Source organism: Streptomyces sp. CNQ085, from assembly GCF_022614595.1.
GTDB lineage: Bacteria > Actinomycetota > Actinomycetes > Streptomycetales > Streptomycetaceae > Streptomyces.
The window spans coordinates 1-24,744 of sequence record NZ_JAJFAU010000017.1; the positions used below are offsets into that span (position 1 = coordinate 1).

General features: G+C 72.2%; 26 protein-coding genes and 1 pseudogene. 3 read left to right on the forward strand and 24 right to left on the reverse strand.

Annotated elements, in window-relative coordinates:
* The 5 genes and pseudogenes from LJ221_RS05410 to LJ221_RS05430 all read right to left on the reverse strand — a co-directional run.
* Window positions 1–240 (reverse strand): annotated as a pseudogene (locus LJ221_RS05410) (hypothetical protein); the annotation flags it as partial.
* 62 nt (window positions 241–302) lie between these two features.
* A complete protein-coding gene (locus LJ221_RS05415; protein WP_241714214.1) occupies window positions 303–980 on the reverse strand; it encodes a bifunctional 2-polyprenyl-6-hydroxyphenol methylase/3-demethylubiquinol 3-O-methyltransferase UbiG in 678 nt (225 codons plus the stop codon).
* A gap of 178 nt (window positions 981–1,158) precedes the next feature.
* Window positions 1,159–1,842 carry a DUF402 domain-containing protein gene (locus tag LJ221_RS05420; RefSeq protein WP_241714217.1) on the reverse strand — a complete coding sequence of 228 codons (684 nt, stop codon included), beginning with the start codon at window positions 1,840–1,842 and terminating at the stop codon, window positions 1,159–1,161.
* A gap of 66 nt (window positions 1,843–1,908) precedes the next feature.
* On the reverse strand, window positions 1,909–3,315 hold the full coding sequence (locus tag LJ221_RS05425) for an aspartate ammonia-lyase (RefSeq protein WP_241714219.1): 1,407 nt from the start codon (window positions 3,313–3,315) through the stop codon (window positions 1,909–1,911).
* A gap of 26 nt (window positions 3,316–3,341) precedes the next feature.
* Window positions 3,342–5,048, reverse strand: a complete 1,707-nt coding sequence (locus LJ221_RS05430) for a fumarate hydratase (protein ID WP_241714221.1) — start codon at window positions 5,046–5,048, stop codon at window positions 3,342–3,344.
* Between the two features lie 151 nt (window positions 5,049–5,199).
* Between LJ221_RS05430 and LJ221_RS05435 the strand changes: the two genes are divergently transcribed.
* Window positions 5,200–5,844: a DUF1707 domain-containing protein gene (locus LJ221_RS05435; RefSeq protein ID WP_241714223.1), complete on the forward strand. Its 645-nt coding sequence runs from the start codon at window positions 5,200–5,202 to the stop codon at window positions 5,842–5,844.
* Between the two features lie 46 nt (window positions 5,845–5,890).
* On the opposite strand, the gene LJ221_RS05440 is transcribed toward LJ221_RS05435, so the two are convergent.
* The 6 genes from LJ221_RS05440 to LJ221_RS05465 all read right to left on the reverse strand — a co-directional run bounded on the left by LJ221_RS05440 (window position 5,891) and on the right by LJ221_RS05465 (window position 11,778).
* Window positions 5,891–6,235: an FtsX-like permease family protein gene (locus LJ221_RS05440; protein ID WP_241714225.1), complete on the reverse strand. Its 345-nt coding sequence runs from the start codon at window positions 6,233–6,235 to the stop codon at window positions 5,891–5,893.
* Window positions 6,226–6,546, reverse strand: a complete 321-nt coding sequence (locus LJ221_RS05445; protein ID WP_241714227.1) for a hypothetical protein — start codon at window positions 6,544–6,546, stop codon at window positions 6,226–6,228. Before LJ221_RS05445 ends, LJ221_RS05440 begins: the two co-directional genes overlap by 10 nt.
* A 122-nt stretch (window positions 6,547–6,668) precedes the next feature.
* A complete protein-coding gene (locus tag LJ221_RS05450) occupies window positions 6,669–8,045 on the reverse strand; it encodes an AI-2E family transporter (RefSeq protein WP_241714229.1) in 1,377 nt (458 codons plus the stop codon).
* 215 nt (window positions 8,046–8,260) lie between these two features.
* Window positions 8,261–8,959, reverse strand: a complete 699-nt coding sequence (locus tag LJ221_RS05455; RefSeq protein WP_241714231.1) for a transglycosylase SLT domain-containing protein — start codon at window positions 8,957–8,959, stop codon at window positions 8,261–8,263.
* 386 nt (window positions 8,960–9,345) lie between these two features.
* Complete coding sequence (locus LJ221_RS05460; RefSeq protein ID WP_241714233.1) at window positions 9,346–10,680, reverse strand: PhoH family protein; 1,335 nt, start codon at window positions 10,678–10,680, stop codon at window positions 9,346–9,348.
* A gap of 300 nt (window positions 10,681–10,980) precedes the next feature.
* Complete coding sequence (locus tag LJ221_RS05465; RefSeq protein WP_241714235.1) at window positions 10,981–11,778, reverse strand: isoprenyl transferase; 798 nt, start codon at window positions 11,776–11,778, stop codon at window positions 10,981–10,983.
* 332 nt (window positions 11,779–12,110) lie between these two features.
* Here LJ221_RS05465 and mgrA point away from each other — a divergent pair, with 332 nt between their 5' ends.
* Window positions 12,111–13,154 (forward strand): L-glyceraldehyde 3-phosphate reductase, encoded by a 1,044-nt coding sequence (gene mgrA / locus LJ221_RS05470; protein WP_241714237.1) that lies wholly within the window; start codon window positions 12,111–12,113, stop codon window positions 13,152–13,154.
* Between the two features lie 140 nt (window positions 13,155–13,294).
* On the opposite strand, the gene LJ221_RS05475 is transcribed toward mgrA, so the two are convergent.
* Window positions 13,295–14,029, reverse strand: coding sequence for an A24 family peptidase (locus tag LJ221_RS05475; RefSeq protein ID WP_241714239.1), 735 nt, complete (start codon window positions 14,027–14,029; stop codon window positions 13,295–13,297).
* 123 nt (window positions 14,030–14,152) lie between these two features.
* Between LJ221_RS05475 and LJ221_RS05480 the strand changes: the two genes are divergently transcribed.
* Window positions 14,153–14,542: a DUF192 domain-containing protein gene (locus LJ221_RS05480; RefSeq protein WP_241714241.1), complete on the forward strand. Its 390-nt coding sequence runs from the start codon at window positions 14,153–14,155 to the stop codon at window positions 14,540–14,542.
* Window positions 14,543–14,584: 42 nt separating this feature from the next.
* Here the strand turns inward: LJ221_RS05480 and LJ221_RS05485 are convergent, their stop codons facing one another.
* The 12 genes from LJ221_RS05485 to LJ221_RS05540 form a co-directional block, all read right to left on the reverse strand.
* On the reverse strand, window positions 14,585–15,229 hold the full coding sequence (locus tag LJ221_RS05485) for an OmpA family protein (protein ID WP_241714243.1): 645 nt from the start codon (window positions 15,227–15,229) through the stop codon (window positions 14,585–14,587).
* A gap of 13 nt (window positions 15,230–15,242) precedes the next feature.
* Window positions 15,243–15,782: a hypothetical protein gene (locus LJ221_RS05490; protein WP_241714244.1), complete on the reverse strand. Its 540-nt coding sequence runs from the start codon at window positions 15,780–15,782 to the stop codon at window positions 15,243–15,245.
* 80 nt (window positions 15,783–15,862) lie between these two features.
* Window positions 15,863–16,528, reverse strand: coding sequence for a pilus assembly protein TadG-related protein (locus LJ221_RS05495; protein ID WP_241714247.1), 666 nt, complete (start codon window positions 16,526–16,528; stop codon window positions 15,863–15,865).
* A complete protein-coding gene (locus LJ221_RS05500) occupies window positions 16,525–16,758 on the reverse strand; it encodes a hypothetical protein (protein ID WP_241714249.1) in 234 nt (77 codons plus the stop codon). The genes LJ221_RS05495 and LJ221_RS05500 overlap by 4 nt, the downstream gene beginning before the upstream one ends.
* Window positions 16,759–17,224: 466 nt before the next feature.
* Window positions 17,225–18,112, reverse strand: coding sequence for a DUF5936 domain-containing protein (locus LJ221_RS05505; protein ID WP_241714251.1), 888 nt, complete (start codon window positions 18,110–18,112; stop codon window positions 17,225–17,227).
* A gap of 13 nt (window positions 18,113–18,125) precedes the next feature.
* Window positions 18,126–19,064, reverse strand: a complete 939-nt coding sequence (locus LJ221_RS05510; protein ID WP_241714253.1) for a type II secretion system F family protein — start codon at window positions 19,062–19,064, stop codon at window positions 18,126–18,128.
* Window positions 19,065–19,087: 23 nt separating this feature from the next.
* Window positions 19,088–20,425 (reverse strand): CpaF family protein, encoded by a 1,338-nt coding sequence (locus tag LJ221_RS05515; RefSeq protein ID WP_241714255.1) that lies wholly within the window; start codon window positions 20,423–20,425, stop codon window positions 19,088–19,090.
* Between the two features lie 74 nt (window positions 20,426–20,499).
* Window positions 20,500–20,880 carry a TadE/TadG family type IV pilus assembly protein gene (locus tag LJ221_RS05520; RefSeq protein ID WP_241714256.1) on the reverse strand — a complete coding sequence of 127 codons (381 nt, stop codon included), beginning with the start codon at window positions 20,878–20,880 and terminating at the stop codon, window positions 20,500–20,502.
* The gene (locus LJ221_RS05525) at window positions 20,877–21,269 is read right to left on the reverse strand and encodes a TadE/TadG family type IV pilus assembly protein (protein WP_241714259.1); all 393 of its coding nucleotides are present in this window, start codon (window positions 21,267–21,269) and stop codon (window positions 20,877–20,879) included. The genes LJ221_RS05520 and LJ221_RS05525 overlap by 4 nt, the downstream gene beginning before the upstream one ends.
* A 53-nt stretch (window positions 21,270–21,322) precedes the next feature.
* Window positions 21,323–22,597 (reverse strand): AAA family ATPase, encoded by a 1,275-nt coding sequence (locus LJ221_RS05530; protein WP_241714261.1) that lies wholly within the window; start codon window positions 22,595–22,597, stop codon window positions 21,323–21,325.
* A gap of 8 nt (window positions 22,598–22,605) precedes the next feature.
* Window positions 22,606–23,322, reverse strand: a complete 717-nt coding sequence (cpaB, locus tag LJ221_RS05535; RefSeq protein ID WP_241714263.1) for a Flp pilus assembly protein CpaB — start codon at window positions 23,320–23,322, stop codon at window positions 22,606–22,608.
* A gap of 84 nt (window positions 23,323–23,406) precedes the next feature.
* Window positions 23,407–24,288 (reverse strand): zinc ribbon domain-containing protein, encoded by an 882-nt coding sequence (locus tag LJ221_RS05540; protein WP_241714265.1) that lies wholly within the window; start codon window positions 24,286–24,288, stop codon window positions 23,407–23,409.
* Window positions 24,289–24,744 lie beyond the last annotated feature (456 nt).

Below are 24,744 nucleotides of genomic sequence, written 5' to 3' on the forward strand. Positions count from 1 at the left end.
GGCGTGGCCGGTGTGCGGGCAGCCCCCGGCGGCCGGTACGGACGCCTCCGGCGGGACGGGGGCTTCCCCTGGCATGGCGGCCGCCAGGTCCGACGCACCCGGCTCGTCCCGGGGATCGGGAAGCGCGGCCTGCGCGGCGGCGGCGCGCCCGGCCGTTCGTTCCGGCGCGGGCGCGGCCGTACGAGCACCGCCGCCCGTCGGCCGGGCAGCGGACTGTCGGGGGGTCGGATACTCCGTCACGCGTTGGGTTTCCATCCGTCCGGGGCCGCGCCGTGCATCGGGCGGGCCCAGCGCTTGAGGACTCAGGGGCGTCGGCAGTTCAGGAAGACCTGTATCTCGGGAGAGACGTCCGTGCTGGCCGGCGCGTACGCGAACGTCTCCTCTCCGTCGATCTCGAAGCCCGCGTCGGACACCACCTGGCGCAGCTCCTCCCGCAGGTAACCGGATACCCGGATCGTGTGCCCCAGGAACGGGATGGCGAAGTCGTCCACGTCCGCCTCGACCATGCCGAGTGCCAGCAGCCCGCCGGGGCGCAGCTGGGCGTGCAGCATCCGCAGGGCGACGGGGATCTCCTTGCGCGGCAGCATCAGCAGCGAGAAGAAGGCGGCGACGCCGTCGAAGGGCCCCAGACCGGCGTGCTCCAGGTCGGCGAGGTCCATCAGGCGGAAGTCGGCACCGGGGACGCTGGCCCGGCCGAGCTCGATCATGCAGGGCGAGATGTCGATGCCGGTGACCCGGTGCCCGGCGTCGGCGAGCTGGCGGGCGGTGGGGACCCCGGTGCCGCATCCGATGTCGAGCACCCGCGAACCGGCGGGCAGCCCCTCCGCCAGCCAGGCGCCCGCGGCCATCTGCCCCTCCTTGTGGGGAAAGACCTCGTCATATCGGTCGCCGATCGCGTCGAACGCGTCGGCCTGTCCGGCGCGGTCGATCGCCGCCCTGTCGTAGCCCGTGTACACCTGGTGGCCTTCCGTGTCGCTCACGCTGGGGGGCTCCTCTCGCGGCAGTTCGCCAAATCCCTTGCATGGACGGGGAGTTCGCCATGACGAGCTTTCCGCCGAGTCCGGGGGTGATCCTACTTTCGACGCCCCGGGGCACAACAAGGAACCGCGGAACGTCCTCCGCCATCATGCGAGACGCACGGCGACCCCACCAGCCCTTTCAGCCGATCCGTGCGGGTTCGCGGTCCCAGTCGCGCGGCAGCCGGGGAACCCGCCAGGCGGGATCGGGTCGCCAGTCCTCCCAGCCGTCGCGGAACGGACTGCCCCAGGCGCGGACCACCTCCACCGCGCGCCGCCCGGCGGCCCGTACGCGCTCGGCCTGGGCGGCGTCCATCAGGCCGGTGCGCTGCGCCTGCTCGAACTCGTCCTCGTCCCGCCACTGCCAGGTGCGGTCGGGGTGGACGGTGATGTCCAGGAAGTGGTCCTCTGAATCCACACCGCCCCTCCAGCGGCGCAGGGGCTCCTCCAGGTTGACGTACCAGTTCCGGAACCGCCAGCCACGGTCCCAGAACAGCCACACCGACCAGGGTTCGCCGGCCCGCGCGACCTTGAGGACCCCGGTCCCGAACCACCGTGACCGCGCCACCCGGCGCGGTTTGGTGTAGCGGGTGGCGAGCGGCTCGCGGTGCACGGGAGTGCCGTCGGCGAGCTCCGGCTTGACGCAGACGGTCCCCGGCGCCATCCACACGGCGAGCAGTTCGGGGGTGTCGCGGACGACGGTCACGGGACGGCAGATGTGCAGGGCATCCCCGCCGTTGGCCCGGTACCGCCACAGAATGTGCTCGCCGGCCTTCCAATGGGTGCCGCCCGCCGCCCGTGTGTGATCCGCCGTGTCCGCCGTCATGCACGGATTTTAGGCCCGGTCCGGGGGCCGGGCCCAGGATCCCGCGCCCCGGCCCCGTGCCCCGGGTCAGGGGCGGGTCATGCGCAGCACGTCCAGGGCCTGGTCGAGCTGCTCCAGGGTGAGCATGCCGCGCTCGACGTAGCCGGCCTCCAGGACGACCTCGCGGATCGTCCTGCGCTCGGCCAGGGAGCGCTTGGCGACCTTCGCGGCCTCCTCGTAGCCGATGTAGCGGTTGAGCGGGGTCACCACGGACGGGGAGGACTCGGCGTACTCGCGGGCCCGCTCCGCGTCGGCCTCGATGCCGTCGACCGTGCGGTCGGCCAGCAGCCGGGAGGAGTTCGCCAGCAGCCGGATCGACTCCAGCAGGTTCCGGGCGATGACGGGGAGCATGACGTTCAGCTCGAAGTTGCCCGACGCCCCGGCCACCGCGACCGTGGCGTCGTTGCCCATCACCTGCGCGGCGACCATCAGGACCGCCTCGGGGACCACCGGATTGACCTTGCCGGGCATGATCGAGGAGCCGGGCTGGAGGTCGGGCAGGCGGATCTCGGCCAGCCCGGTGCGCGGGCCCGAGGACATCCAGCGCAGATCGTTGCAGATCTTGGTCAGGCTCACGGCGATGGTGCGCAGCTGCCCGGAGGTCTCCACCAGGGCGTCCCTGGCCCCCTGGGCCTCGAAGTGGTCGCGGGCCTCGGTCAGCGGCAGCCCGGTGGCACGGGCGACCTCGGCGATGACGGCCGCGGAGAAACCCGGGGGGGTGTTGATTCCGGTGCCCACCGCGGTGCCGCCCAGCGGCAGCTCGGCCAGGCGCGGCAGGCAGGCGCGCAGCCGCTCCACCCCGTGGCGCACCTGCGCCGCGTAGCCGCCGAACTCCTGGCCGAGTGTGACGGGCGTGGCGTCCATCAGATGGGTGCGGCCGGACTTGACGACCTCGGCGAACTCCTCCGCCTTGCGCTCCAGCGCTCCCGCCAGGTGCTCCAGCGCGGGGATCAGGTCCCCGGTGACGGCGGCGGTGGCCGCGACGTGGATGGAGGAGGGGAAGACGTCGTTGGAGGACTGGCTGGCGTTGACGTGGTCGTTGGGGTGCACCGGCGCGCCCAGCCGCTCGCTCGCGAGCGTGGCCAGCACCTCGTTCATGTTCATGTTGGAGGAGGTGCCGGAGCCGGTCTGGAAGACGTCCACGGGGAAGTGGTCGTCCCAACGGCCCTCGGCTACCTCATCGGCGGCCTGTCCGAGGGCCCGGGCCAGACCCGCGTCCAGGACGCCGAGCTCGGCGTTGACCCGGGCCGCGGCGGCCTTGATCCGGGCCAGCGCCTGGATGTGCGCGCGTTCCAGGCGCCGGCCCGACAGAGGGAAGTTCTCCACGGCGCGCTGCGTCTGCGCCCGCCACCTGGCGTGGGCGGGCACCCGCACCTCGCCCATGGAGTCGTGTTCGATCCGGTATTGCTGCTCGTCGTCGCTCGTCCCGGTCATGGAACGAATCTAACCGGGCGGACCGGTCAGTCCTCGGAACGCACCGGGATGGAGGTGACGAACGGCTGGGCCGGGCCGGGGTCGGTGAAGAAGTCGTTGCCCTTGTCGTCGACGACGACGAAGGCGGGGAAGTCCTCGACCTCGATCCGCCAGACCGCCTCCATGCCCAGCTCCTCGTACTCCAGGACCTCCACCTTCCTGATGCAGTCCTGGGCCAGGCGCGCGGCCGGGCCGCCGATGGAGCCGAGGTAGAAGCCGCCGTACTTCGCGCAGGCGTCGGTGACCTGCTTGCTGCGGTTGCCCTTGGCCAGCATGACGAAGGAGCCGCCCGCGGCCTGGAACTGCTCGACGTAGGCGTCCATACGGCCGGCGGTGGTCGGGCCGAAGGAGCCCGAGGCGTAACCCTGCGGGGTCTTGGCCGGACCCGCGTAGTACACGGCGTGGTCGCGCAGGTAGGCCGGCATCCCCTCGCCCGCGTCCAGCCGCTCCTTGATCCTGGCGTGGGCGATGTCGCGGGCGACGACCAGCGGGCCGCTCAGGGACAGCCGGGTCTTGACCGGGTACTTGGACAGCTCGGCGCGGATCTCCTCCATCGGCCGGCTGAGGTCGATCCGCACCACGTCCGAGTCGAGGTCGGCGTCGGTGGTGTCGGGCAGGAAGCGCGCCGGGTCCCTCTCCAGCTCCTCCAGGAAGACACCTTCGGCGGTGATCTTCGCCAGGGCCTGGCGGTCGGCGGAGCAGGAGACGGCGATGGCCACCGGGCAGGAGGCGCCGTGACGGGGCAGGCGGACCACGCGCACGTCGTGGCAGAAGTACTTGCCGCCGAACTGGGCACCGATGCCCAGCTTCTGGGTGAGCTCGAAGACCTTCTCCTCCAGCTGAAGGTCCCGGAAGCCGTGGCCGGCCGGGGAGCCTTCGGTGGGCAGGGAGTCCAGGTAGTGCGCGGAGGCGTACTTGGCGGTCTTGAGCGCGTACTCGGCCGAGGTGCCGCCGACGACGATCGCCAGGTGGTACGGCGGGCAGGCGGCCGTGCCCAGGGAGCGGATCTTCTCCTCCAGGAAGCGCATCATGGCGCCCTCGTTCAGGACGGCCTTGGTCTCCTGGTAGAGGAAGGACTTGTTGGCACTGCCGCCGCCCTTGGCCATGAACAGGAACTTGTAGGCGTCGCCGTCGGTGGCGTACAGCTCGATCTGCGCGGGCAGGTTGGTGCCGGTGTTCCTCTCCTCCCACATGGTCAGCGGGGCCATCTGGGAGTAGCGCAGGTTGAGCTGGTGGTAGGCGTCGAAGACGCCGCCGGACAGGGCCCTTTCGTCGTCGCCCCCGGTCAGCACGTTCTGGCCGCGCTTGCCCATCACGATCGCGGTGCCAGTGTCCTGGCACATCGGCAGGACGCCGGCGGCGGCGATGTTGGCGTTCCTCAGCAGGTCCAGCGCCACGAAGCGGTCGTTGGGGGAGGCCTCGGGATCGTCCAGGATGCGGCGGAGCTGGGCCAGGTGGGCCGGGCGCAGGTAGTGGGAGATGTCGTGCATCGCCTCGGCCGCGAGCTTGCGCAGTGCCTCCGGCTCGACCTTGAGGAAGGTGCGCCCGCCCGCCCCGAAGGTGCTGACACCCTCGGCGGTGACCAGGCGGTAGGGGGTGGTGTCCTCACCCAGGGGAAGGAGTTCGGTGTGGTCGAACTCCTCGGAGGCCGGGCGGGAGGCGGCCGCGCGGGACGGTCGGGGGTCGGCAGGCATGGACGGTCTCTTCCTCTCGACGGTGGCGCATCACAGGGTATGACCCCCGAACGGGTGGCGGTGGTGTGAGGTGCGGCTCAGCCGCCGGGCCGGCCGCACCCCGGCCGACGCGGCACTGGTCGCGATGTATCGCGTTCGCTAGGGTGGCGGTGTGGACGAGAAGACCTCCCCGCGCAAGCGGCCCGCGGAACGGCCCCCCGCCGCGCCCCCGGCGGCCGGGGCGGACGTACGCGCCTCCGACGCCGACCGCGACCGGGTGCTGGAGATCCTCCGCGAGGCACTCGCGGAGGGACGGCTGGACGCCGGCGAGCACGCCGAGCGGATCGACGCGGCGTGCCGGGCCGGGACGGTGGGCGAACTGCGGCCGCTGGTCCGCGATCTGCCGGACGGACGGGAGACGGCTGCCCGCTCGGGCCGCCCGGCGTCCGGCGGGTGCGGCGACGACGTGATCGCGGTCTTCGGCGGGGCCTCGCGCAAGGGGCGCCGCCGGGCGGGGGCGAGGACCAACGCCTTCGCGCTGTTCGGCGGGGTCGAGATCGACCTGACCGAGGCGCTCTTCGAGCGGCGGGAACTCGTCGTCAACGCCACGGCCGTCTTCGGCGGCATCAAGATCAAGGTCCCGGAGAACGTGACCCTGCGCGGCTCGGGCAGCGGCATCCTGGGCGGCTACGACGTGGAGGCCAGGGAGTCGGCGGATCCCGACGCACCGGTGGTCGTGGTGCGCGGCGCGGCGGTCTTCGGCGGGGTCGAGGCGAAGGCGGAGCGTGGCAAGCGCCTGCGGAACCTGCGCCGCTGACGCCTGTCCTCGACGGCGCCTCCCCCACGGCCTGCCGGGCGGGCGGTCACTCCGTGCGCAGTCCGTCCAGGCGCATCATCCGCCACAGCGGCGGCGGACTGAGACAGGTCACCAGCACCACCCCGGCGCCGATGCCCGCCATCGCGCCCAGGCTCGTCCAGTGGACGGTGACCGGCACGGAGGCCAGCTTCAGCAGCACCGCACCCAGCCCGATCCCGCCGAGGACCGACAGCGCCAGCCCGAGGAACACGGGCAGCGCGGTCTGCCACAGCACCGACCAGCCCAGCGTGGAGCGCCGGGTACCGAAGGCGACCAGCACCGGCAGCGGCTTCCTGCGCTCGCGCAACTGCTCCAGGGTGGAGACGACCATGCTGGCGCCGATCAGGAGCATCGCCCCGGCCGCCCCGCGTACAGTGCCCGCTGGACGGCGGCGAACCCGTCCGACTGGTCCATGCCGCTGAGCGTCATGACGTGGGTCTCGGGCGAGCCGACCCCCACGAGGTTGCGGACGTACTCGCGCGCGTCCGGCACCGCGGGGTCGGTCTTGACGGAGAACTCGGCCCGGGGCCCCGGCAGCCGGGCGGGGTCGAGCGCCCCGGGGGTGGCGAGGATCCACGGGGTGAAGGCGCCGCGGTCGGAACGCTCGACCTGCCCGAAACCGAGGTTCTCCCGGGCCTCGCCGCGCGACTCGCGGGCGCCCATCGCCAGGTCGGCGGCCGCCCACCGGGTTCCTCGGGAAAGGGGGGTGCGGAGACGCCCGGGCCCCGCCGTGCGGCGGAGCGCCGTGCGTTCGGGACGCCTCCGGGACGCCTCCGGAAGGAGGTCTACCGTCCCTCGTCCCGCGACGGGCCGCCGGACTCCCCGTTCTCCTCCGGCTCCGGAGGCGGCACGGTCACGGGTGACTTGGGCGACCTGGGCTTCTCGGCGGCGGGCGGCGGCGCGACCGACGCCGGGTCGGGGGTGCCCACGGGCACGGCGTGGCCCGTCGCGTACCGCCGCAGGGAGATGACGACGGACTTGAGCACCGCCACCAGCGGCACCGCCGTCACCGCGCCGGGAATGCCCGCGACCAGGCCTCCGGCGGTCACCGCCAGCGCCACGCCCAGGGGGTGGATCCGCACCATCCGGCCGAGGATGAGCGGCTGGAGCACATGCCCCTCCAACTGCTGCACGCCCAGCACCACCGCCAGGACGAGCAGCGCGGTGATCACGCCGTTGGCCACGAAGGCGACGAGGACCGCCAGCGCCCCGGAGACCACCGCACCGACGAGCGGCACGAAGGCGAACAGGAAGACGAACACGGCCAGCGGCACGGCCATCGGAACGTCCAGGAAGTACAGCCCGAGACCGATGAAGAAGCCGTCGATGAAGGCCACGATCACCGTGCCGCGCACATAGCTGGTGAGCGTCGCCCATGCCATGGGCCCGGCGCCCGCGACGGCGTCGCGCGCCACCCGGGGTACGAAGTTGAGCGTCCAGTTCCACACGGTCCGGCCGTCGTAGAGCAGGAAGATCGTCACGAACAGCGCCAGCACCGCGCCGGAGAGGAACTCCAGGACGACGGTCACGCCCTGCAGCCCCGCGCTGGTGATCTCCTGGCTGTTGCTGCCGAGCCAGTCGTTGATGGTGTCGGCGACATTGTTGATCTGCGCCTCGGTGACGTGGAAGGAGCTGTTGAGCAGCCAGGTCTTCAGCTCCTCGATGCCGTCCTGGACCTGCCGGGTGAGGTTGTCCAGGTTCTCCATCACCTGCCAGACCACGAACCAGCCCACCAGGCCCAGCAGTGCCACACCGGTGACGAACGTGATCGCCGCGGCCAGACCGCGTCCTACGCCCAGCATCCGCAGCCGGGCGGCCGTCGGCTGGAGCAGCGCGGTGAACAGCAGACCGATGACGAAGGCCAGCACGAGCAGGCTGACGGTGCTGATCACCTTCATCAGGACGTAGATGACCCCGGCCAGGACCAGCAGCCGCCACCCGGCCTCGGCCGCCACCCTCATCCCCCACGGCACCATGGTCGCGGGCGGGGGTGGCCCGGCGGGAGCCGCGGGATCGTAGGCGCCGAAGGGCGGCCCGGCCGGCGGAGCGGCCGGGGGAGGCGCCATGACGCCTTCGTCGTTGCCCTCTTCGCGAGCCAACCGCTCGGACAGCCGGGTGGCAGCACGCGACACCCCCGTCTTAAGACCCCGAAGTCTCGACATGCCGCTTCCTTCGCCCCCGTGTCCTGTTCGACCGGATCCAGTATGGCCCGTTCCACCCCGACCCGGCGTGTCCGCCGTATCGGCCCGTCCCATCCGGGGACGACGCTACTGGGGTAAAGGGTTGCTCCCCGGCAGACATGCCAAACCCCCCGCCGGCGGGCAGGAGGCTTGGAGAGGGAACCGGGGCAGCCGCGGGAGCGGCTCGGCGCGGAGGCTCAGTACCAGTGATTGGCCTGCCAGAACTCCCAGGCGCCACAGGGGCTGCCGTAGCGGTCGTTCATGTAGTTCACGCCCCACTTGATCTGCGTGGCCGGGTTGGTCTGCCAGTCGGCTCCGGCCGAGGCCATCTTAGAGCCGGGCAGCGCCTGGACGAGGCCGTACGCGCCGGAGGACGGGTTCTGGGCCTTGTAGTTCCAGCCGCTCTCGCGCTCGATGATGCTGGAGAAGCACTGGAACTGGCCCGCGCCCACGATCTGCTGGGCCATCGCCTTGACCTGGGCGACGGTGTAGGAGCTCTGCACCGCGAAGTCGGTGCGCTCCGCGGAGCGGCTGGCGGCCTGCTGCTCGGCCTCCTCCCGCTTCTTCGCCTCCTCGGCGGCCTCGGCAGCCTTCTCCGCCGCCTCCCTCTTGGCCTGGGCGTCCTTGGCGGCCTGCTTGCGGGCCGCCTCCTCGGCTGCCTTCTTCGCCTCGGCGTCGGCCGCCACGGCGGCGTTGTCCGCCTGCTGTGTGAGGGAAGCGGTCTGGGCCTGCTGGCCTGCGGGTATGTCGGCGAGGAGCGTCGCGTCAGCGGCAGTGGCCTCGACCGGTTCGGCCGTTCCCTGCTCACTGCCCGAGGCCACACCGACGACGGCGCCGACGGTGGTGACCGCGGTGGCGGACGCCACCGCGAACCCCCGGACCGAGATCCGAGTCACACGGTTTCCTTCCACACTGCCCGCTCAGGTGACCTCGCGGGCGCGATCGTGCCCCTGGCACGGGCCTCCCCACGTGCTGGCCACGGGAGGCACTGGCCCGGCCGGACCCCCGAAGAGGAGGGCCTCGCGGCGCTTCGGGCGGCATACGGCGCGCTGCTGTTGACTTGTGGGGCCGCACCCGGTCGGTGCGGATGGTGCCTGAGTGCCGTATGCGGGGCCTGACAGGACTCACACACTGCCGGAGGCGGAACGGTGGATGCAATTCCGTGACATGTGGGAAAACTCACATCCTGTTTCGCGCACCGATTGAGTGGAAAAGAGCGCGCGAAAAGCCCCGCACGGCTATGCTGCCCGATCTCGCCGCACGGAGCCGTTCACCGACCGGGTCAGATCCGGCCGTCCTCCAGCATCTCGGTCACCAGCGCCGCGATCGGCGACCGTTCGGACCGGTTGAGGGTGATGTGCGCGAAGAGCGGGTGCCCCTTGAGCCGTTCGACCACCGCGGCCACCCCGTCGTACCGCCCCACGCGCAGGTTGTCGCGCTGGGCGATGTCGTGGGTGAGGACGACCCGCGAGTCCTGCCCGATCCTGGAGAGGACCGTCAGCAGCACGTTCCGCTCCAGCGACTGGGCCTCGTCGACGATCACGAAGGCGTCGTGCAGGGAACGGCCGCGGATGTGCGTGAGCGGCAGCACCTCCAGCATGCCGCGGGCCGTGATCTCCTCGACCACCTCACGTGTCGTCACCGCCGAGAGGGTGTCGAAGACCGCCTGCGCCCAGGGGTTCATCTTCTCGTCGGCGGTGCCCGGCAGATAGCCCAGGTCCTGGCCGCCGACCGCGTACAGCGGCCGGAACACCATCACCTTGCCGTGCTGCCGCCTCTCCAGCACGGCCTCCAGCCCGGCGCACAGCGCCAGCGCGGACTTGCCGGTGCCGGCCCGGCCGCCCATCGAGACGATGCCGACCTCCGGGTCGAGCAGCAGGTCCAGCGCGATGCGCTGCTCGGCGCTGCGCCCGTGGATGCCGAACGCCTCACGGTCCCCGCGCACCAGCCTGACCCGCCCCTCGGACGTGACCCGACCCAGCGCACTGCCGCGCTCGGACTGCAGGACCAGGCCGGTGTGAACCGGCAGTTCGGCCGCCTCGGGCACGTACACGCTCTCCGCGGCGAACAGCTCGTCCACGTCCTCGGCCGCCAGGGTCAGCTCCGTCACCCCCGTCCAGCCGGACTCGGTGACGGCCAGTTCGGCCCGGTACTCCTCGGCCAGCAGACCGACGGAGGAGGCCTTGATGCGCAGCGGCAGGTCCTTGGAGACGACCGTGACGTCGTACCCCTCGGCCTGGAGGTTCCTGGCCACCGCCAGGATGCGCGAGTCGTTGTCGAGCGGCCTGCCGTGATCGCCGCGCATGGTGGCGGGCAGCACGGCCGGATCCGAGTGGTTGAGTTCGACTCTGAGCGTGCCGCCCAGCTCGCCGATCGGGATCGGGGCGTCCAGCCGCCCGTGCAGGACGCGGTACTCGTCCAGCCGTCTGAGGGCCTGGCGGGCGAAGTAGCCCAGCTCCGGATGGTGGCGCTTGGCCTCCAACTCCGTGACCACGACCACCGGGAGCACGACCTCGTGCTCGTCGAAGCGGGTCACGGCCGCCGGATCGGCGAGCAGGACGCTGGTGTCGATGACATAGGTGCGCCGGTCTTCCCGGCGCTTGGTGCTGGTCACCACGGATGGACCTACCCCCTCGGAAGAGGTCGGGTGCGACGGCGTCGCGGGGGATGAGGCCGGGCTCCGGTCCCGTGCACGGGCCGGGCACCGGCCCTCCGCCGCGTCCTCGCGTGCGTCTGCCCGCACGGTCGTCCGTGGTGTGCAAGGGGCCTCCCGGGGCCGCCTCCCTGCGCCGGGAGCCGGCCTGGAGGGGATATTCCCTGCCGGGGCCGCCGCCATGCCCCGGCATATGCCTACGGTGCGGTGAACGGCCGGTATCCCCTGGGAGGGGGGTGCCGGCCGCCGCCGGGAGCACGTCCGTCAGGATCCGTAGCGGCGGTGGCGGGCCGCGTAGTCGCGCAGGGCGCGCAGGAAGTCCACCTTCCGGAAGGCGGGCCAGAACACGTCGCAGAAGTAGTACTCGGAGTGGGCGCTCTGCCAGAGCATGAAGCCCGACAGTCGCTGCTCGCCACTGGTGCGGATCACCAGGTCCGGGTCGGGCTGCCCGCGCGTGTACAGGTGCTCGGCGATGTCCTCCAGGGCGAGCTCCTCCGCGAGATCCTCCAGGGTCGCGCCCCGTGCGGCCCGGTCGGCGAGCAGGGAACGCACCGCGTCCACGATCTCCTGCCGGCCGCCGTAGCCGACGGCGACGTTGACCAGGATGCCCCGGTTGCCCCGGGTGCTCTCCTCGGCCTCCTTCAGCACACGCTGGGTGTGGCCGGGCAGCAGGTCCGGCGTGCCGACGTGGTGCACCCGCCAGCGGCCGTCCGAGGCCAGGTCGCGCACCGCGTCCTCGATGATGCCCAGCAGCGGCTCCAGCTCCCCGGCCGGCCGGCTGAGGTTGTCGGTGGACAGCAGCCACAGGGTTACCACCTCGACGTCCGTCTCGGCGCACCAGCCCAGCATCTCGCGGATCTTCTCGGCCCCCGCCTGGTGGCCCTGCTCGGTCGTACCCCCGGAGGCCCGCGCCCAGCGGCGATTGCCGTCGAGGATGACGCCGATGTGCTTGGGCACCTGCTCGTGGTCGAGACGCCCTTCCACCCGGTGGGCGTAGAGCCTGTAGACCAGGCGGCGCAGCCACCGGGGATACCGGGTGCGTCCCCGGGAAGATTGCAGCATCGGTTTGTTCAGCCCCTCCATGCAGGTCCCGAGCGCCGGATCCCGTCCGGTCGCGTCTTCGCGGGTCGGCCCGCGGCACCCTGTGACCCCTCCCCCGGCTCCGCCCCGCCGGAGGCGCTTTCGCCCGGACGGGCCCGGGAGTGGGAAGTGGGGGGGACCGCGGTTCGCTCCGACCGTACCCGCACGGCGCCCTGGCGCCGTGCGGAGCCCGGGCCGGGACGGGCCGTGAAGACCGGAACGGACAGGTCCTCAGCACCTTACTGCTCCGCCGTACGGCCGCACGAGCCGGGAATGTCACAGAACGGCGATAAGACAGTGATAGGCAGGAACCCATGAACGACGCATCCCCGTACCGCCCGGACGGCTCCCGCTACGACGCCATGCGCTACCGCCGTACCGGCCGCAGCGGACTGCTGCTCCCGGAGATCTCCCTGGGTCTGTGGCACAACTTCGGCGACGACCGGCCGCTCCGGACCCAGCGGGCGATCCTGCGCCGCGCCTTCGACCTGGGTGTCACCCACTTCGACCTGGCCAACAACTACGGCCCGCCCCCCGGCGCGGCCGAGGCCAACTTCGGCCGCCTGCTCGCCCGGGACTTCCTCCCCCACCGCGACGAACTGGTGATCTCCACCAAGGCGGGCTACCTGATGCACCCCGGGCCGTACGGCGAGTGGGGTTCGCGCAAGTACCTGCTGTCCTCCCTGGACGCCTCGCTGAGGCGCACGGGCCTGGAGTACGTCGACATCTTCTACTCGCACCGCTACGACCCCGAGACCCCGCTGGAGGAGACGATGGGCGCGCTGGCGTCCGCCGTCCACCAGGGCAAGGCGCTCCACGTGGGCGTCTCCTCCTACAGCGCACGGCGCACCCGCGAGGCGGCGCGGATCCTGCGTGAGATGGGGGTGCGGCCGCTGATCCACCAGCCGTCCTACTCCATGATCAACCGCTGGACGGAGGACGACCATCTGCTGGACGCCCTGGAGGCGGAGGGCATGGGCTGCGTCTGCTTCGCCCCGCTGGCACAGGGGCTGCTCACCGACAAGTACCTGGGCGGCGTCCCGGAGGACTCCCGCGCGGCCCGGGGCACCTCCCTCGATCCCGGCCTGCTGACCGAGGAGGTCGTCGGGCGGCTGCGCGCCCTGTCCGCCATCGCCGAGCGGCGCGGGCAGACCCTGGCCCAGCTGGCACTGAGCTGGGTGCTGCGTGACCCGCGGATGACGTCGGCGCTGATCGGCGCGAGCAGCGTGGCGCAGCTGGAGGCGAACGTGGCGGCGCTGCGGAGTCCGGGGCTGACCGACGAGGAGCTGGCGGAGATCGACACCTACGCCGTCTCGGCGCCCGGCGCGAACATCTGGGCCCTCAGCAGCGAGAGCTGAAGGCGGCACGGGGGGCGCGCGGCCGGTCGAGGAGCGGGGACGCGAAGCGGGCCGGTCCGTGGGGGGGATACGGACCGGCCCGAGGGGGGGCTTCCACCATATCCCCTGCCGTGCCCCACCGCGCGCAGCCGCGGGCCGGTTCACACGGTCAGCCCTCCTGCGAGCAGGCCCACGAAGGCCCCCGCCACCATGAACGGGCCGAACGGTATGGCCGCCTTGCGGCTCGCCCGCCGCGCCAGGAGCAGCGACATCCCGTAGACCGCCCCGAACAGGAAGCCCGCGAACGCTCCGCCCAGGAGCACGCCCCAGCCGTACCACCCAAGGGCTACCCCCACCGGGACCGCCAGCTTGACGTCCCCGAAGCCCATGCCGCGCGGGTTGACCAGGAACAGCACCAGATACACCCCGCCCAGCACCGCCCCGCCCAGCAGGGCGCGCGCCCAGCTGCCGCCCGCCCCGGGCAGCAGGGCCGCGATCCCGAGCAGGACGGCGCCGCACACGGCGAGCGGCAGGGTCACCACGTCCGGCAGCCGGTGGACCCTGCGGTCCACGAGCGCCAGCAGCACCGCGCACGGCGCCAGCAGCAGCCACACACCCAGCTCCGGCCGCCCCCCGACGGCCGCGGCCACCAGTGCGCACGCCACCGCCGTGACGGCGGCCGTCGACGCGGCACCCGGCCCGTACAGCCCCTCCCGCCCGCCCCCGCACCCCCCGCACCTGGCGGGCCCGAGCCATCCCGGCAGGCTGTGCCCGGCGGGGCAGTGCGCACGCCACGGCGTCCCCGCCTCCACGGCGAGACGGTAGACGGCACGCGGCACGAGCAGCCCGGCGGCGGTGCCGTGGACGGCGGCGAGGACGATCAGGGCGAGGCGCACTCGGTGAGCGTACGGCGGACGGGCCGGGCGGGCACGGCCCTGTGGACAGAGCCTGTGGACGGACCATGCCACCGCCTCACCGGTGCCGTCCCTCTGGTAGAACGGCGCCGAGGAGGCGGTGGCATGGGGCGCTGGCGGGACGGGACGGGAACTCTGAGCGTCGGGGGCGGCGCGGCCGGCGTGCCGCTTGAGACGGCCACGTCCCACCGCACACGCGTACGCGGCCTGCTGGGGCGCGACGGCATCGACGGGGCGATCCTGCTGACTCCCGCGAGCAGCGTGCACACCTTCGGGATGCGGTTCGCGATCGACGTGGCCTACCTCGACCGTCGGCTGAACGTACTGGCCGTACGGACGATGCGGCCCGGCCGCCTCGGTCTCCCTCGGCCGCGTGCCCGCCACGTACTGGAGGCGGAGGCGGGCGCCATGGCCCGCTGGGGGCTGCGGCCGGGGGTGCGGGTCGCACTGGTAGTACCGGACGCGGCGGGAGGGCCGAAACCGCCGGCGGCATGACCGCCGAGGCGGGTCCGGAGGCCGCGCGCCGCTTGCCGCGGATCAGCCGTCGCGCGGGAAGGAGACCTCGACTCGGCGGTTCTTCTCGCGGCCCTCCTCCGTGGAGTTGTCGGCGATCGGGTAGTCCTCGCTGTAGCCGCGGATGTTGAAGGTGACGTCGGAGGCGAGCTCCCTCACCAGCTGCCGGTGGACGGCGGTCGCCCGCTTCTTGGAGAGCTCCAAGCCGTGCTCGTAGGAGCCCAGGTTGTCGGTGAAGCCGAAGACGTTGACCTCCGCGGCGCCCTGCTCGTCGATCTCCCCGGCGATGGCCGAGATCCGCGAGTGCGCCTCGCCGTTCAGCCGGGCGCTGTCCTTGCCGAAGAGCACCTCGGCCTGGAGCGTGAACTTTGTCTGGGAGTTGGTGTCCTCGCGCCGCTCCGCGCCGCTCTGCTCCTCGATGATGGAGCGGATGTCGAGGACCTTGGGCTCCTTGAGGGTGCCCCCGTCCTTCATCATCAGGCCGGGCGCGTTCCGGTCCACCTCCACCGGCGGCGGCGGGGAGGGCGCGAAGTCGGGAGGCGCGCTGGGGCCGGGGTCGGCGAACGCGGCGCCCGCCGCCGTCGCCGTCAGGCCGGAAGCGACCAGCAGGGCGGCGGCACCCGCCGCCGCGGTGCGCCGCACCGCGAGGGAGCGCGGTCTGTCGGTCATCGCTGCGCGCTCCTCATTTGTCGGTGATCCGGATGGTCACGCTGCTCATGGTGGGCACCTGCAGGTCGACCTCGGTCGTCTCGGCCGGAGGGGCGGGGAACTGCGCGAAGAAATCGGCGATCTCGCCCGCTCCCAGACCGCCGGGGAACATCGTGCACAGACAGTTGTTGTCAGTGTCACGGAGGATGTAGTAGCGCTTCTTCCCCTCCTTGTCGACGAGCGTCATGCCGCCGACCGAGGCACCTTTACCGCTGAAGTCCTGGTCTCCCGCCGACCAACGGTCGAAGAGATACGCCCGGTCTCCGGTGTTCTCGATCTTCCCTTTGACCGTGACGAACCCCCCCTGGTCGCGGATCGCGGAGGTCACGGCGATGTTCACGCCGTTCGTCCCATTGAGCGTAGCCATGACCTCTCCGTCCTCGGAGGCGGAATCCGGGACACCCTCCCCGTCCATGTCTCCCCCCTCACCGGGCGGCTGCGAGGACGAGCCGGTGTCCGGCGCCCTGTCCCCCCCGCCGCACGCGGTCAGGGTGAAAGCCATCGCCGCCGTCATCGCTGCGGCGGTAACAGTCCGCAACAGCTTCCCGTTCTCGCGTGTGCCCATGAATCGCGTTCCCTCTGCTCGTCGTTCGCTCACCGGTCCGCCAGGCGGACGGAGAACAGATCCTCGGGGTCGGGAAGGAGGTCGGCGAGGCGGTCGGGGTCGATCTCGATGGGATCGTCGATCCCCTCACAGAACAACTCGTGCTCCTTCTCCGCCTCCTCGCTGCCCTCCCTCTCCTCGTCCTCGCCGTCCCCGGGTTCCCCGGGGGGATCCTCCGGTTCCCTCTCGGCCTCCCTGACTCCGCAACGGGGTTCGATCACGGCGGTGGCTGCGGCCTCGGCGTACCGGTTCTCGGTGCCGGGGATCAGCGACTCCCCGATCGGCCTGGCGTTCCTGACCTCCACCGTGAACCCCGCCGGGAAGGAAACCGGTTCGCACGAGACCGTCTCGGCGCGGTTCTTCCGCGCGAACTCCGACGCCTCGCCGCAGGGACCGCTCGTGCCGCCCGGCCGGTCGCCGTCGAGCAGGTCCTCCCAGGCATCCGGATCGAAGAGGTCCAGCAGGTCCTCCCGTATCCCGTCCCTGGCGTCCTGCGCCGCGGCCAGAGCGGCGGCGTCCGCCGCGCCCTGGGCGTCGTTCCGGCCGGCGGAGGCCATCCCGACCGCGAAGTACGCGAACGCGAGGAAGAGCAGGCCCGCCACCGCCGTGACGTAGACGGGTGCGGCCTGCCCCGCCTCGGCTCCTCTCCTGGTCACCCGGAGGTGATGCTGTCGATCTGGTTGGAGATCTCCGCGGCGATCCGGTCCCCGAAGTTGGTGCTGAGCAGCACGACGATGATCGCCACGACCACCACGATGATGCCCATGTACTCCACCGCGGACTGCCCCTCGTCCGAGCGGCGCCGCATGGCGTCGGCCGTGGTGTTCCGCCAGCCGTGCAGGCGGGTCTGGGTGTCGACGGCGGTCTTCAGCAGTTTGTCGCTCACGGTGTTCCCCTCCGAGTCCGGCCGGCCGTCCGCCGGCCGACACATACGATTCTGTGCCTCTGACGCCGTCCCCGTAACCGGCCCGCACGGGGCCGGTCCTGTCGGCGACACGAGAAACGTACGCGGGTTCACCCGGCTCGTCCCGGAATCCTCGGTTCCAACTCCCTTTTCCCCGGATCTGTTCACCCGCACGCGGCCCGGATGTGACGTGGCGTCCACCACCGAGGGCGCGACGGCCGACCGCTTCCGCTTCCATCGGCTTCGCCTCCCGCCGCCACCCCGGAACGTCTCCACCCGGGAAGCCCCGGGATCATTTCTGACTGTGCCACATCAAGTTGCGGATGCGAAGACTCTCCACGAATTGTGGCGCATTCGAGACCGGCCGCGTTCCCGCGCCGGGACGCCCGCCCGGACGGAAGCCCGACCGGGCGGGCGGGGACGGACGACCAGGGTCGGACGGCCATGCCTAGTCACCCATGATGGAACCGAAGTCGGTTCCGGAACCGAGCAGTAGTCCGGCGCCCATCAGGATGATGGTGGCCGGCACCATGAAGGTGGTGACGATCATGGTGGCCTTGGGAATCGCCCTGGCCGCCCGGCGCCGCGCGTTCTGCGCGTCGGCGCGCCGCATGTCGTTCGCTATGGCGATCAGTGTGTCGACGATCGGGGCGCCCAGCTCCTCGCCCTGCTGCAACGTGCTGACGAACATCGCGACCTGTTCGGAGTCGTTGCGCCGGCGCAGCTCGTCGAAGGCCTGGCGGCGGCTGACCCCCATGTCCATCTGGCGCAGCGTGATGCGCAGTTCGTCCGCCCAGGGGCCCTCGTAGCGCTCCGCCACCCTCTCCAGTGCCTGCCGGAAGCCGAGCCCGGCGCTGACGACGACGGCGAGGACGTCCAGGAAGTCGGGGAGGGTTCGCTCGATGTCCTCACGGCGCTGGCGGACGGCCACCCACAGCCCCACCTCGGCCCACAGCAGCCCGAAGGCGACCAGCAGTCCGGCCGCGACCGGCTGCCCGTCGGCCAGCATCACCAGCGCGCCGAAGAACCCCAGGAAGCCGTAGACGGCGCGGCGGGCCGCGTAGCGGTCGATGGTGAGGCCGCCCGGGTTGCCGGCCATGCTGATCCGGCGGCGCTTGCGGTCCACGCGGGCCGGGCCCAACATGCGCAGCACCAGCGGCGCCCAGCGCATGCCCAGCCGGTCGACGACCGATCCAACGGCGCCGGCGCGTGTGGAGCCGACCTCCAGGGCGACGGCCAGGTCCCCCGGGAGCTCGGTCTCGCTGCGGTACATGCGGACGCCGGCGAAGATCCCGTAGACACCGAGCCCCAGGAGGAGCGCGAGCAGCAGGCCCATGACTTCTCCTCCCTCAGACGTCGATCTTGGAGATGCGGCGGATGGCGACGAACCCCAGGACGTACAGCCCCAGCGAGACGATCACCGCGACCTGTCCGGGCAGGCTCCCGGTGACCCGGTCCAGGGCACCGGGCTCGATGGCGTTGATCAGCAGCATGGCGCCCAGGCCGATGGCGGGCACGGTGTAGGCCGTGACACTCACCTGGGAGAGCTGGGTGCGGACCTCGCGCCTGGTCTCCTTGCGCTCTTCCAGGGTCCGGGTGAGGTTCTGCAGGGAGCCGACGACCGTGCCGCCGGCCCGGTTGGAGAGCACCAGGGTCGTGACCAGGACGGCCAGTTCGCGCGAGGGAAGCCGCTCGGCGAGCTCGTTCAGAGCGTCGTCGACGGAGTGCCCGACCGCCAGCTGGGCGGCGACCTTGGCGAGTTCGTCGCCCGCCGGCGCCTCCATCTCCTCCGCGGCCATGGCCAGGGCGGTGCGGAGGGCGAGCCCGGCGCGGGTGGCGTTGGCCAGCACCCGGGACAACTCCGGGAGTTGTCCGATGAAAGCCTCGTTGCGCCTGTTGCGCTGCCAGTTGAGAAAGGCGTTGGCGCTCCAGACGCCGATGAACCCGGCGATCGGACCGAAGAAGGGCGCCAGGACCGAGGAGGCCAGCAGCCACAGCCCGGCCGCCACCGCGGTCAGATGGACGAGGAACTCGCCCGGTGTCAGGTCCAGGCCGGTGGCGGCGAGCTTCAGCTCGACCCTCCTGCCCAGCCCGGTCCCGCGCAGCCGCCGGTCGATGCCGGCGAACCTGCGGGGACGCCCGGCGCCCGCGGACGGCCCGGCCTGCGAGAGCCGGTCGATCAGTGCCCGGTGCTGCGCCCTCCCGGAGGAGTAGGCGTGCACGCCCGCGACCGCGAGCACACCGCCGAGCAGTGTGGCGCCGATCGTCGGCAACACGAGATTGTCCATGTCGGATGGGCTTTCCTCGGTGGTTAGACGGCTTCCCTGGTGAGGAGCTGGCTGTCGTCCCGGGCCACCCCGAAGGCGGGCGGGACCGACTCCCCCTTCAGGTGGAGGCGTTCGGCTACGCGGCGGGGCAGGGGCAGGTGACGGAAGACGCCGCGCACCGCGCCATCCGCCCCCACGGGCAGGGGGTCGAAGCGGCACACGGTCGCGATGCGGTACTCCTCCCGGCCGCGCGAGTCGAGCACGGCGATCTCGCTGACGCGGCGCGTCCCGTCGGGGTAGCGGCCGAGCTGGACGATGACATCCAGGGCGCTGTTGATCTGGTCGCGCAGGGCCTCGAAGGGCACCTTCACCTCCGACATGGAGGCGAGGGTCTGCAGTCGCGTCAGGGCATCCTCGGCGGTGTTGGCGTGGACGGTGGCAAGCGATCCGTCGTGCCCGGTGGACATCGCCTGGAGCATGTCGAGGGTCTCCCCGCCGCGGACCTCGCCGACGATGATCCGGTCGGGGCGCATGCGCAGTGAGTTGCGCACCAGGTCGCGGATGGTGACCTGGCCCTTCCCCTCGACGTTGGGCGGGCGGCTCTCCAGGCTGATGACATGGCTCTGCTGGAGCTGGAGTTCGGCGGCGTCCTCGATGGTGATGATGCGCTCCCCGTCGGGGATCAACCCGGACAGGGCGTTGAGCAGGGTCGTCTTGCCGGAGCCGGTGGAACCGGAGACGACGATGTTGAACCTGGCGCGCACCAGGCCCGACAGCAGCACGAGCGTCTGCTCGTCGAGGGAGCCCAGGCCGATCATCTCGCGCAGGGTGTAGGCGCGGGGGAAGCGGCGGATGGTGAGGGCGGGGCCGGACAGCGACAGCGGCGGGATGATGACGTTGACGCGCTCGCCGGAGGGCAGGCGCGCGTCGACCATGGGGTTGGACTCGTCGACCCGGCGGTTGACGGTGGAGACGATGCGCTCGATGGTCTGCATCAGCTGCTCGGCGGAGGCGAAGCGCAACGGGAGCCGTTCGACGCGTCCGGCCCGCTCGACGAAGATCCGGTCGGGGCCGTTGACCATGATCTCGGTGATGGAGGCGTCCTCCAGCAGCGGTTCCAGGATGCCCAGCCCCAGCGCCTCGTCCACCACGCGGCGGATGAGCAGGGAGCGCTCCTGGGTGGACAGCACCGGGCCCTCACGGCTGATGATGTGGCCCAGCACCCGTTCCAGGCGCACCCGGCGCTCGGCCGCGGCGAGCGCCGACATCTCCGCGAGGTCGATCTCCTCCAGCAGTTTGGCCCGGTAGACCGTGACGAGACGGCTCTCCTCCTGCCGGTCGGCGGCCGTCTCGGGAGCGTTGATGCGCGCCCTCAGACTCATGTGCCAACTCCTCCTGGTCGTGCGGGTGGTACGGGAAGCCGGGCGGCGTACCGGGCGGTGCGGGCACGGCCGCGTCAGCCTCGCGGCATGGTGGACGTCCTCCTCACCGGTCCGAAGTCGAAGCCGGGGAGGACCGACGGGACGTCCACGGTCGCGGTGGCGGTCACCTCCTCGCGCGAGACCCGCACCGCGAAGTCGGCGTCGAGCCATTCGCTGACGGCCGCGCTTCCGGCCCGTTCGCCGCCCGTCTCCACCTCCTCGGCCGACTCGGCGCGGGCGGCGGCGCGGGCTCCCGTACCGGCCTGCTGGGCGGCGTAGGCCACGAGGCCGAGCTGGATCGCGGCGAGGCCGACCAGCAGCAGCAGCGGGAGGAACCCGACGAACTCCAGGGCGACCTGACCCCGGTCGGAGTGCGGCCGGCGGCTCGCGGCACGGCGGCGGCTCGTTCCCGTCATTCCCGGCTCTCCTCCACCGCTCCGGCCTTCCCGGTGATCGTCATGGGCATGCTCGCTCCCCCGGGGAAGAGCACCGGCACCTTCAGCCCGACCGTGACCTCGACCATGCCGGGAGCCGGGGAGCCGCGGCCGACCCGCGACGATCCCCGCCACGCGTCCGGCAGGTCCTCCCGGGCCGCTCCCACCCAGTCCCCGTCCACGGCCGCCGCGCGGGCGCCCTCGTCGGCCGCGTTGCCGGCCAGGGTGAAGGTGTAGCCGATCAGGACGAACTGCCACATCAGGGCCAGGACGACCAGGATGAGCGGCAGTGTGCCCGTGAACTCGACGGTCACCTGCCCCCTGTCCCGGCCGCCGCCGTCCGCGGCGCCCCGTGCCCGTACACCACTCATCGTCCGTCCCTCCCCGGTCCCGTCCGTGCGGTCCCACTGGTGTGCCGCCGCTCCTACGCGCGCCCGCCCGAGCCTCCCCGGCGGCGGCGGAGACCGGCCAGGCCGCGGTCGCCGCGCTGCCCTCCGCCGCGGCTCCTGTCCGCCGGGGCCGTCCCGTCGCTGCCGGCCAGTCCCAGTTCCCCGGCCAGTCCCCACATCGCCTGTTTGACGGTGCTGCGGCTGTCGAGGTCCTGCATCCGGCCGGAGTCCACGGCCGCCTGGAGCTCCTTGAAGTTCGCCGGGACCGTGCCCCGGGCGACCTTGGTGCGGACGATCTGGGCGATGAGCTGCGGGTGGATCTCCGCGTTGCGGCTGTGGCGGTTGACGACCGTCACCGTCTCCTCCGCCTTGCGGACCTGCAGACGTTCCCACAGCCGGACCATGCGCTTGGCCGCCCGGACAGCGACGACGTCCGGGGTGGTGACCAGGACGGCGGTGTCCGCCATCTCCACGGCGGCGGCGTTGGCGCCGTTCATGTGCGTGCCGCAGTCGACGACCACGACCTCGTGGCGCGAGCGCAGCGCGCCGGTGATCTGCCGGGCGGCGCGGTCGTCGACCTCCTCTCCGCGTTCGCCCTCGGCCGGGGCGAGCAGCAGCGCCGGTCCGGCGGGGTGGGCGAAGACGGCTTCCTGCACGACGCGCGGGGAGAGGTCGGCGATGCCGGCGAGGTCGGCGATCGAACGGCGGAACCGGACGTCGAGGTAGGAGGCGATGTCGCCCGCCTGGAGGTCCATGTCCACCAGCGCGGTGGAGCGGCCCGCGGCGCAGGCGGCGAGCGCCATCTGGACGGCGAGGAGTGTGGTGCCGACCCCGCCCTTGGCGCCGGTGACGGTGACGACGGTGCCGCCGGGGCCCGTCGCGGCCTCCGGTCCGGTGCCCAGGTGCCGCCGCACCCCCGCCGCCCACTGCGCCGCGGCGCCCACCCGGGTGGCCAGCTCCTCGTACGACAGGGGCAGGCCGACCACGCCGCGTGCGCCGGCGTCCATGGCCGCCGAGTACAGCACCGGGGTGGTGTCAGCGGTCGCCAGGACCACCCCGGTCGCCGGGAACCGTAGCGCGATCTCCCGGATGAGTTCCAGCGCGGGCCGCGGTCCGATGCGCTCGTGGACGAGGACGACCTCGGGCAGGGACGCGACCGACTCGGCCGCGAGCGCCCCGAGGGCGTCCAGCAGCGACGCGGAGTCGCCGGCCGGTGGTGCGGCCTCGGTGTCGGGGAGCCGGCTCAGCAGCGCCGTGACGGAGCGGGCGGCGTCGGCGTCGCCGACGGCCGGAAGGACGCGCATGACCATCGGCCGCCTCACCTGTCCCCGTCGAGGGTGTAGGTGCGCTGGTCCTCGGGGATGGCGGTGTCGTCGCCCGGCGCCACCAGTGCCAGCCGGACGTTGACGGCGAAGGACTCGGCGAAGGCCACCCGCTGGGCGTCCGCGGTGCTCAGCGCGAAGGTGATCGGCACCGCCTCGGAGTCGCCGTCGCCGCGCTCGCCCCTCTGGGAGATGGGGGTGAGACTGCCGACATCGATGACGCGGGCGTTGTCGACGATCACCCTGGAGACGGCGTTCCGGGCGTCACCTCCGTCCCCGTCCGAGCCGCGGAAGGTGGCGTAGATGTTGACCCGGGAGCCGGAGCGGATCTTGCCCGCCACACCGGTCGCCGCGTCGATCATGATGGCGATCTCCTGCTCCCCCTTACGCAGTTCGGGCCGGTCGCCCACCATGTCGGCCTGGAGCAGCGACCCCTCCTCCAGGGAGGTGACGGCGATCTTCCCCTCCAGGTCGCGCAGATCGGTGATCGCGGTCCCGGGCAGCCAGCGCTCCGGTATCGCGACCTTCTCCACCGCGCCCTCGTCCACCGCCCGGTAGGCCGGCACATCCTTCGCCATCCGGTACGCGGTCACCTCCGGGCCCACCTTCGACTCCACGTCGCTGATCACCGAGAGCACCCCCGCGAAGGCGCCCAGGGCGCAAAGGACGGACAGGAGCAGCAGGATGACGCCGCGGCGCTGGCGTGAGTTCATGGTTGCGGCCACCTCGTTCGGGGACGTCGTTGGCGGGCGGGGCGCGTGGAGCGGGCGGGCTCCTCCGGGTGGCTGCGGTTCACCTCAGCGCGCCCCGCCGATCGCGGGGATCGTACGAGCGGTGCCTGCCGGGAGAGCCCCGCGCTCCTCCGTCGGCACGGGGGCGGAACAGAACGCGCAGCGGTCCCCGATCAGTTCCAGGCCGCACCAGTGGCACTCCTCGCGCCGTACCGAGCCGACGAGCCGGTACAGGACGGAGACGTCCCAGATGGCCGCGGCGAACTCGACCAGCCGGCCCGTCCCCCACCAGCGCGTCGACTCGGCCGGCAGCGGCGCCTCCCGTACGTCCCGCACCCGCCAGCGCGGGGCGAGGGTGCCGGTCACCCAGCCGGGGGCGAGGCTGCCGGCGGCGAAGGTGAGCTGCGTGCCGAACTCGGGCCCGGCGGGGACCTCTTCGCCGCCGACCCTGACCAGCTGGGGAGCGGGGCCGGCGAGTACGGCGAACTGCGAGCCGGGCATCCAGGACCTGGCGTGCGCGGTAAGGGGCACGGGCACCCGGTCCAGCCGGGCGACGGAGTTCAGCAGGGCACCCGCGTAGACGTAGTGCGCCAGCAGCCGGACGGCCGCGCCCAGGACCCCGGGGCTGAAGTCGCAGACGGACAACTGGCAGATCTGGCGGGCCAGTACTGCGGTCCCCAGCGGGGGCAGGTCGACACCGAGCAGCGCGATGCGGTCGCTCTCCAGCACGGAGCGGACGGTGTGCAGTCTGCGGACGAAGGCGGCGGGGGCGGACGAGGGGTACAGGACGACAAGACAACCGTGCTGTTCGACGAGGAGGCGCGTCTCGTGGACCGCCGCGTCCAGGGGCTGCCGGTCGGGCGGTGTCAGCACGTGCGCCGTCGGCGTGTGCGCGTCGGGTGGGGGGAGCACCAGGTCGGCGCTGGTGACGGCTATCGCGGTGAGCACGTGGGTGTTCCCCTGTCCAAGAACTGTCCTGCGGTGCTGCTCTGCTCTGCGGGGTCCTGCGGTCCTGCCGGCTCAGCAGCTTATCGGCGCCTCGAGCCGCAGAGAACACCTGCCGGAAACCGCTGTTCGCGGAACCACCGCCGACTCCCTGGCCAAACAGGGTAATTGATGACATGTCACAGGCCGAACCGGTCGCTTCGCGCCCCCGGACGAGAGGGGTGGACGCGGAGGCCCGGCTGTGTGCGGCGCACGGCGCGGGGACGCTCCAGCGCCCGCGGGGATACCGGCCCCCTTGACATCCTTATTGGTCTGAACCATTCTTCCGGCTCAGCACGGTGGCCACCGTCTCCCCACGCGCGCTCACCCCCAACGCTCGGAGGCAGTAGTGGAACACAGGACGCGAAGAGGCACCACGGACGGCGGGAGAGGCGAGGCATCCGGCGCGCGCCGCACCGC

Excerpts from the sequence above, each read along its gene's own strand:
- LJ221_RS05420 (WP_241714217.1), bottom strand. The coding sequence starts at position 1,842 with ATGACGGCGGACACGGCGGATCACACACGGGCGGCGGGCGGCACCCAT.
- LJ221_RS05425 (WP_241714219.1), bottom strand. The coding sequence starts at position 3,315 with ATGACCGGGACGAGCGACGACGAGCAGCAATACCGGATCGAACACGAC.
- LJ221_RS05430 (WP_241714221.1), bottom strand. The coding sequence starts at position 5,048 with ATGCCTGCCGACCCCCGACCGTCCCGCGCGGCCGCCTCCCGCCCGGCC.
- LJ221_RS05440 (WP_241714225.1), bottom strand. The coding sequence starts at position 6,235 with ATGCTCCTGATCGGCGCCAGCATGGTCGTCTCCACCCTGGAGCAGTTG.
- LJ221_RS05445 (WP_241714227.1), bottom strand. The coding sequence starts at position 6,546 with ATGGGCGCCCGCGAGTCGCGCGGCGAGGCCCGGGAGAACCTCGGTTTC.
- LJ221_RS05450 (WP_241714229.1), bottom strand. The coding sequence starts at position 8,045 with ATGTCGAGACTTCGGGGTCTTAAGACGGGGGTGTCGCGTGCTGCCACC.
- LJ221_RS05465 (WP_241714235.1), bottom strand. The coding sequence starts at position 11,778 with ATGCTGCAATCTTCCCGGGGACGCACCCGGTATCCCCGGTGGCTGCGC.
- mgrA (WP_241714237.1), top strand. The coding sequence starts at position 12,111 with ATGAACGACGCATCCCCGTACCGCCCGGACGGCTCCCGCTACGACGCC.
- LJ221_RS05480 (WP_241714241.1), top strand. The coding sequence starts at position 14,153 with ATGGGGCGCTGGCGGGACGGGACGGGAACTCTGAGCGTCGGGGGCGGC.
- LJ221_RS05485 (WP_241714243.1), bottom strand. The coding sequence starts at position 15,229 with ATGACCGACAGACCGCGCTCCCTCGCGGTGCGGCGCACCGCGGCGGCG.
- LJ221_RS05490 (WP_241714244.1), bottom strand. The coding sequence starts at position 15,782 with ATGACGGCGGCGATGGCTTTCACCCTGACCGCGTGCGGCGGGGGGGAC.
- LJ221_RS05505 (WP_241714251.1), bottom strand. The coding sequence starts at position 18,112 with ATGGGCCTGCTGCTCGCGCTCCTCCTGGGGCTCGGTGTCTACGGGATC.
- LJ221_RS05510 (WP_241714253.1), bottom strand. The coding sequence starts at position 19,064 with ATGGACAATCTCGTGTTGCCGACGATCGGCGCCACACTGCTCGGCGGT.
- LJ221_RS05515 (WP_241714255.1), bottom strand. The coding sequence starts at position 20,425 with ATGAGTCTGAGGGCGCGCATCAACGCTCCCGAGACGGCCGCCGACCGG.
- LJ221_RS05520 (WP_241714256.1), bottom strand. The coding sequence starts at position 20,880 with ATGACGGGAACGAGCCGCCGCCGTGCCGCGAGCCGCCGGCCGCACTCC.
- LJ221_RS05525 (WP_241714259.1), bottom strand. The coding sequence starts at position 21,269 with ATGAGTGGTGTACGGGCACGGGGCGCCGCGGACGGCGGCGGCCGGGAC.
- LJ221_RS05530 (WP_241714261.1), bottom strand. The coding sequence starts at position 22,597 with ATGGTCATGCGCGTCCTTCCGGCCGTCGGCGACGCCGACGCCGCCCGC.
- cpaB (WP_241714263.1), bottom strand. The coding sequence starts at position 23,322 with ATGAACTCACGCCAGCGCCGCGGCGTCATCCTGCTGCTCCTGTCCGTC.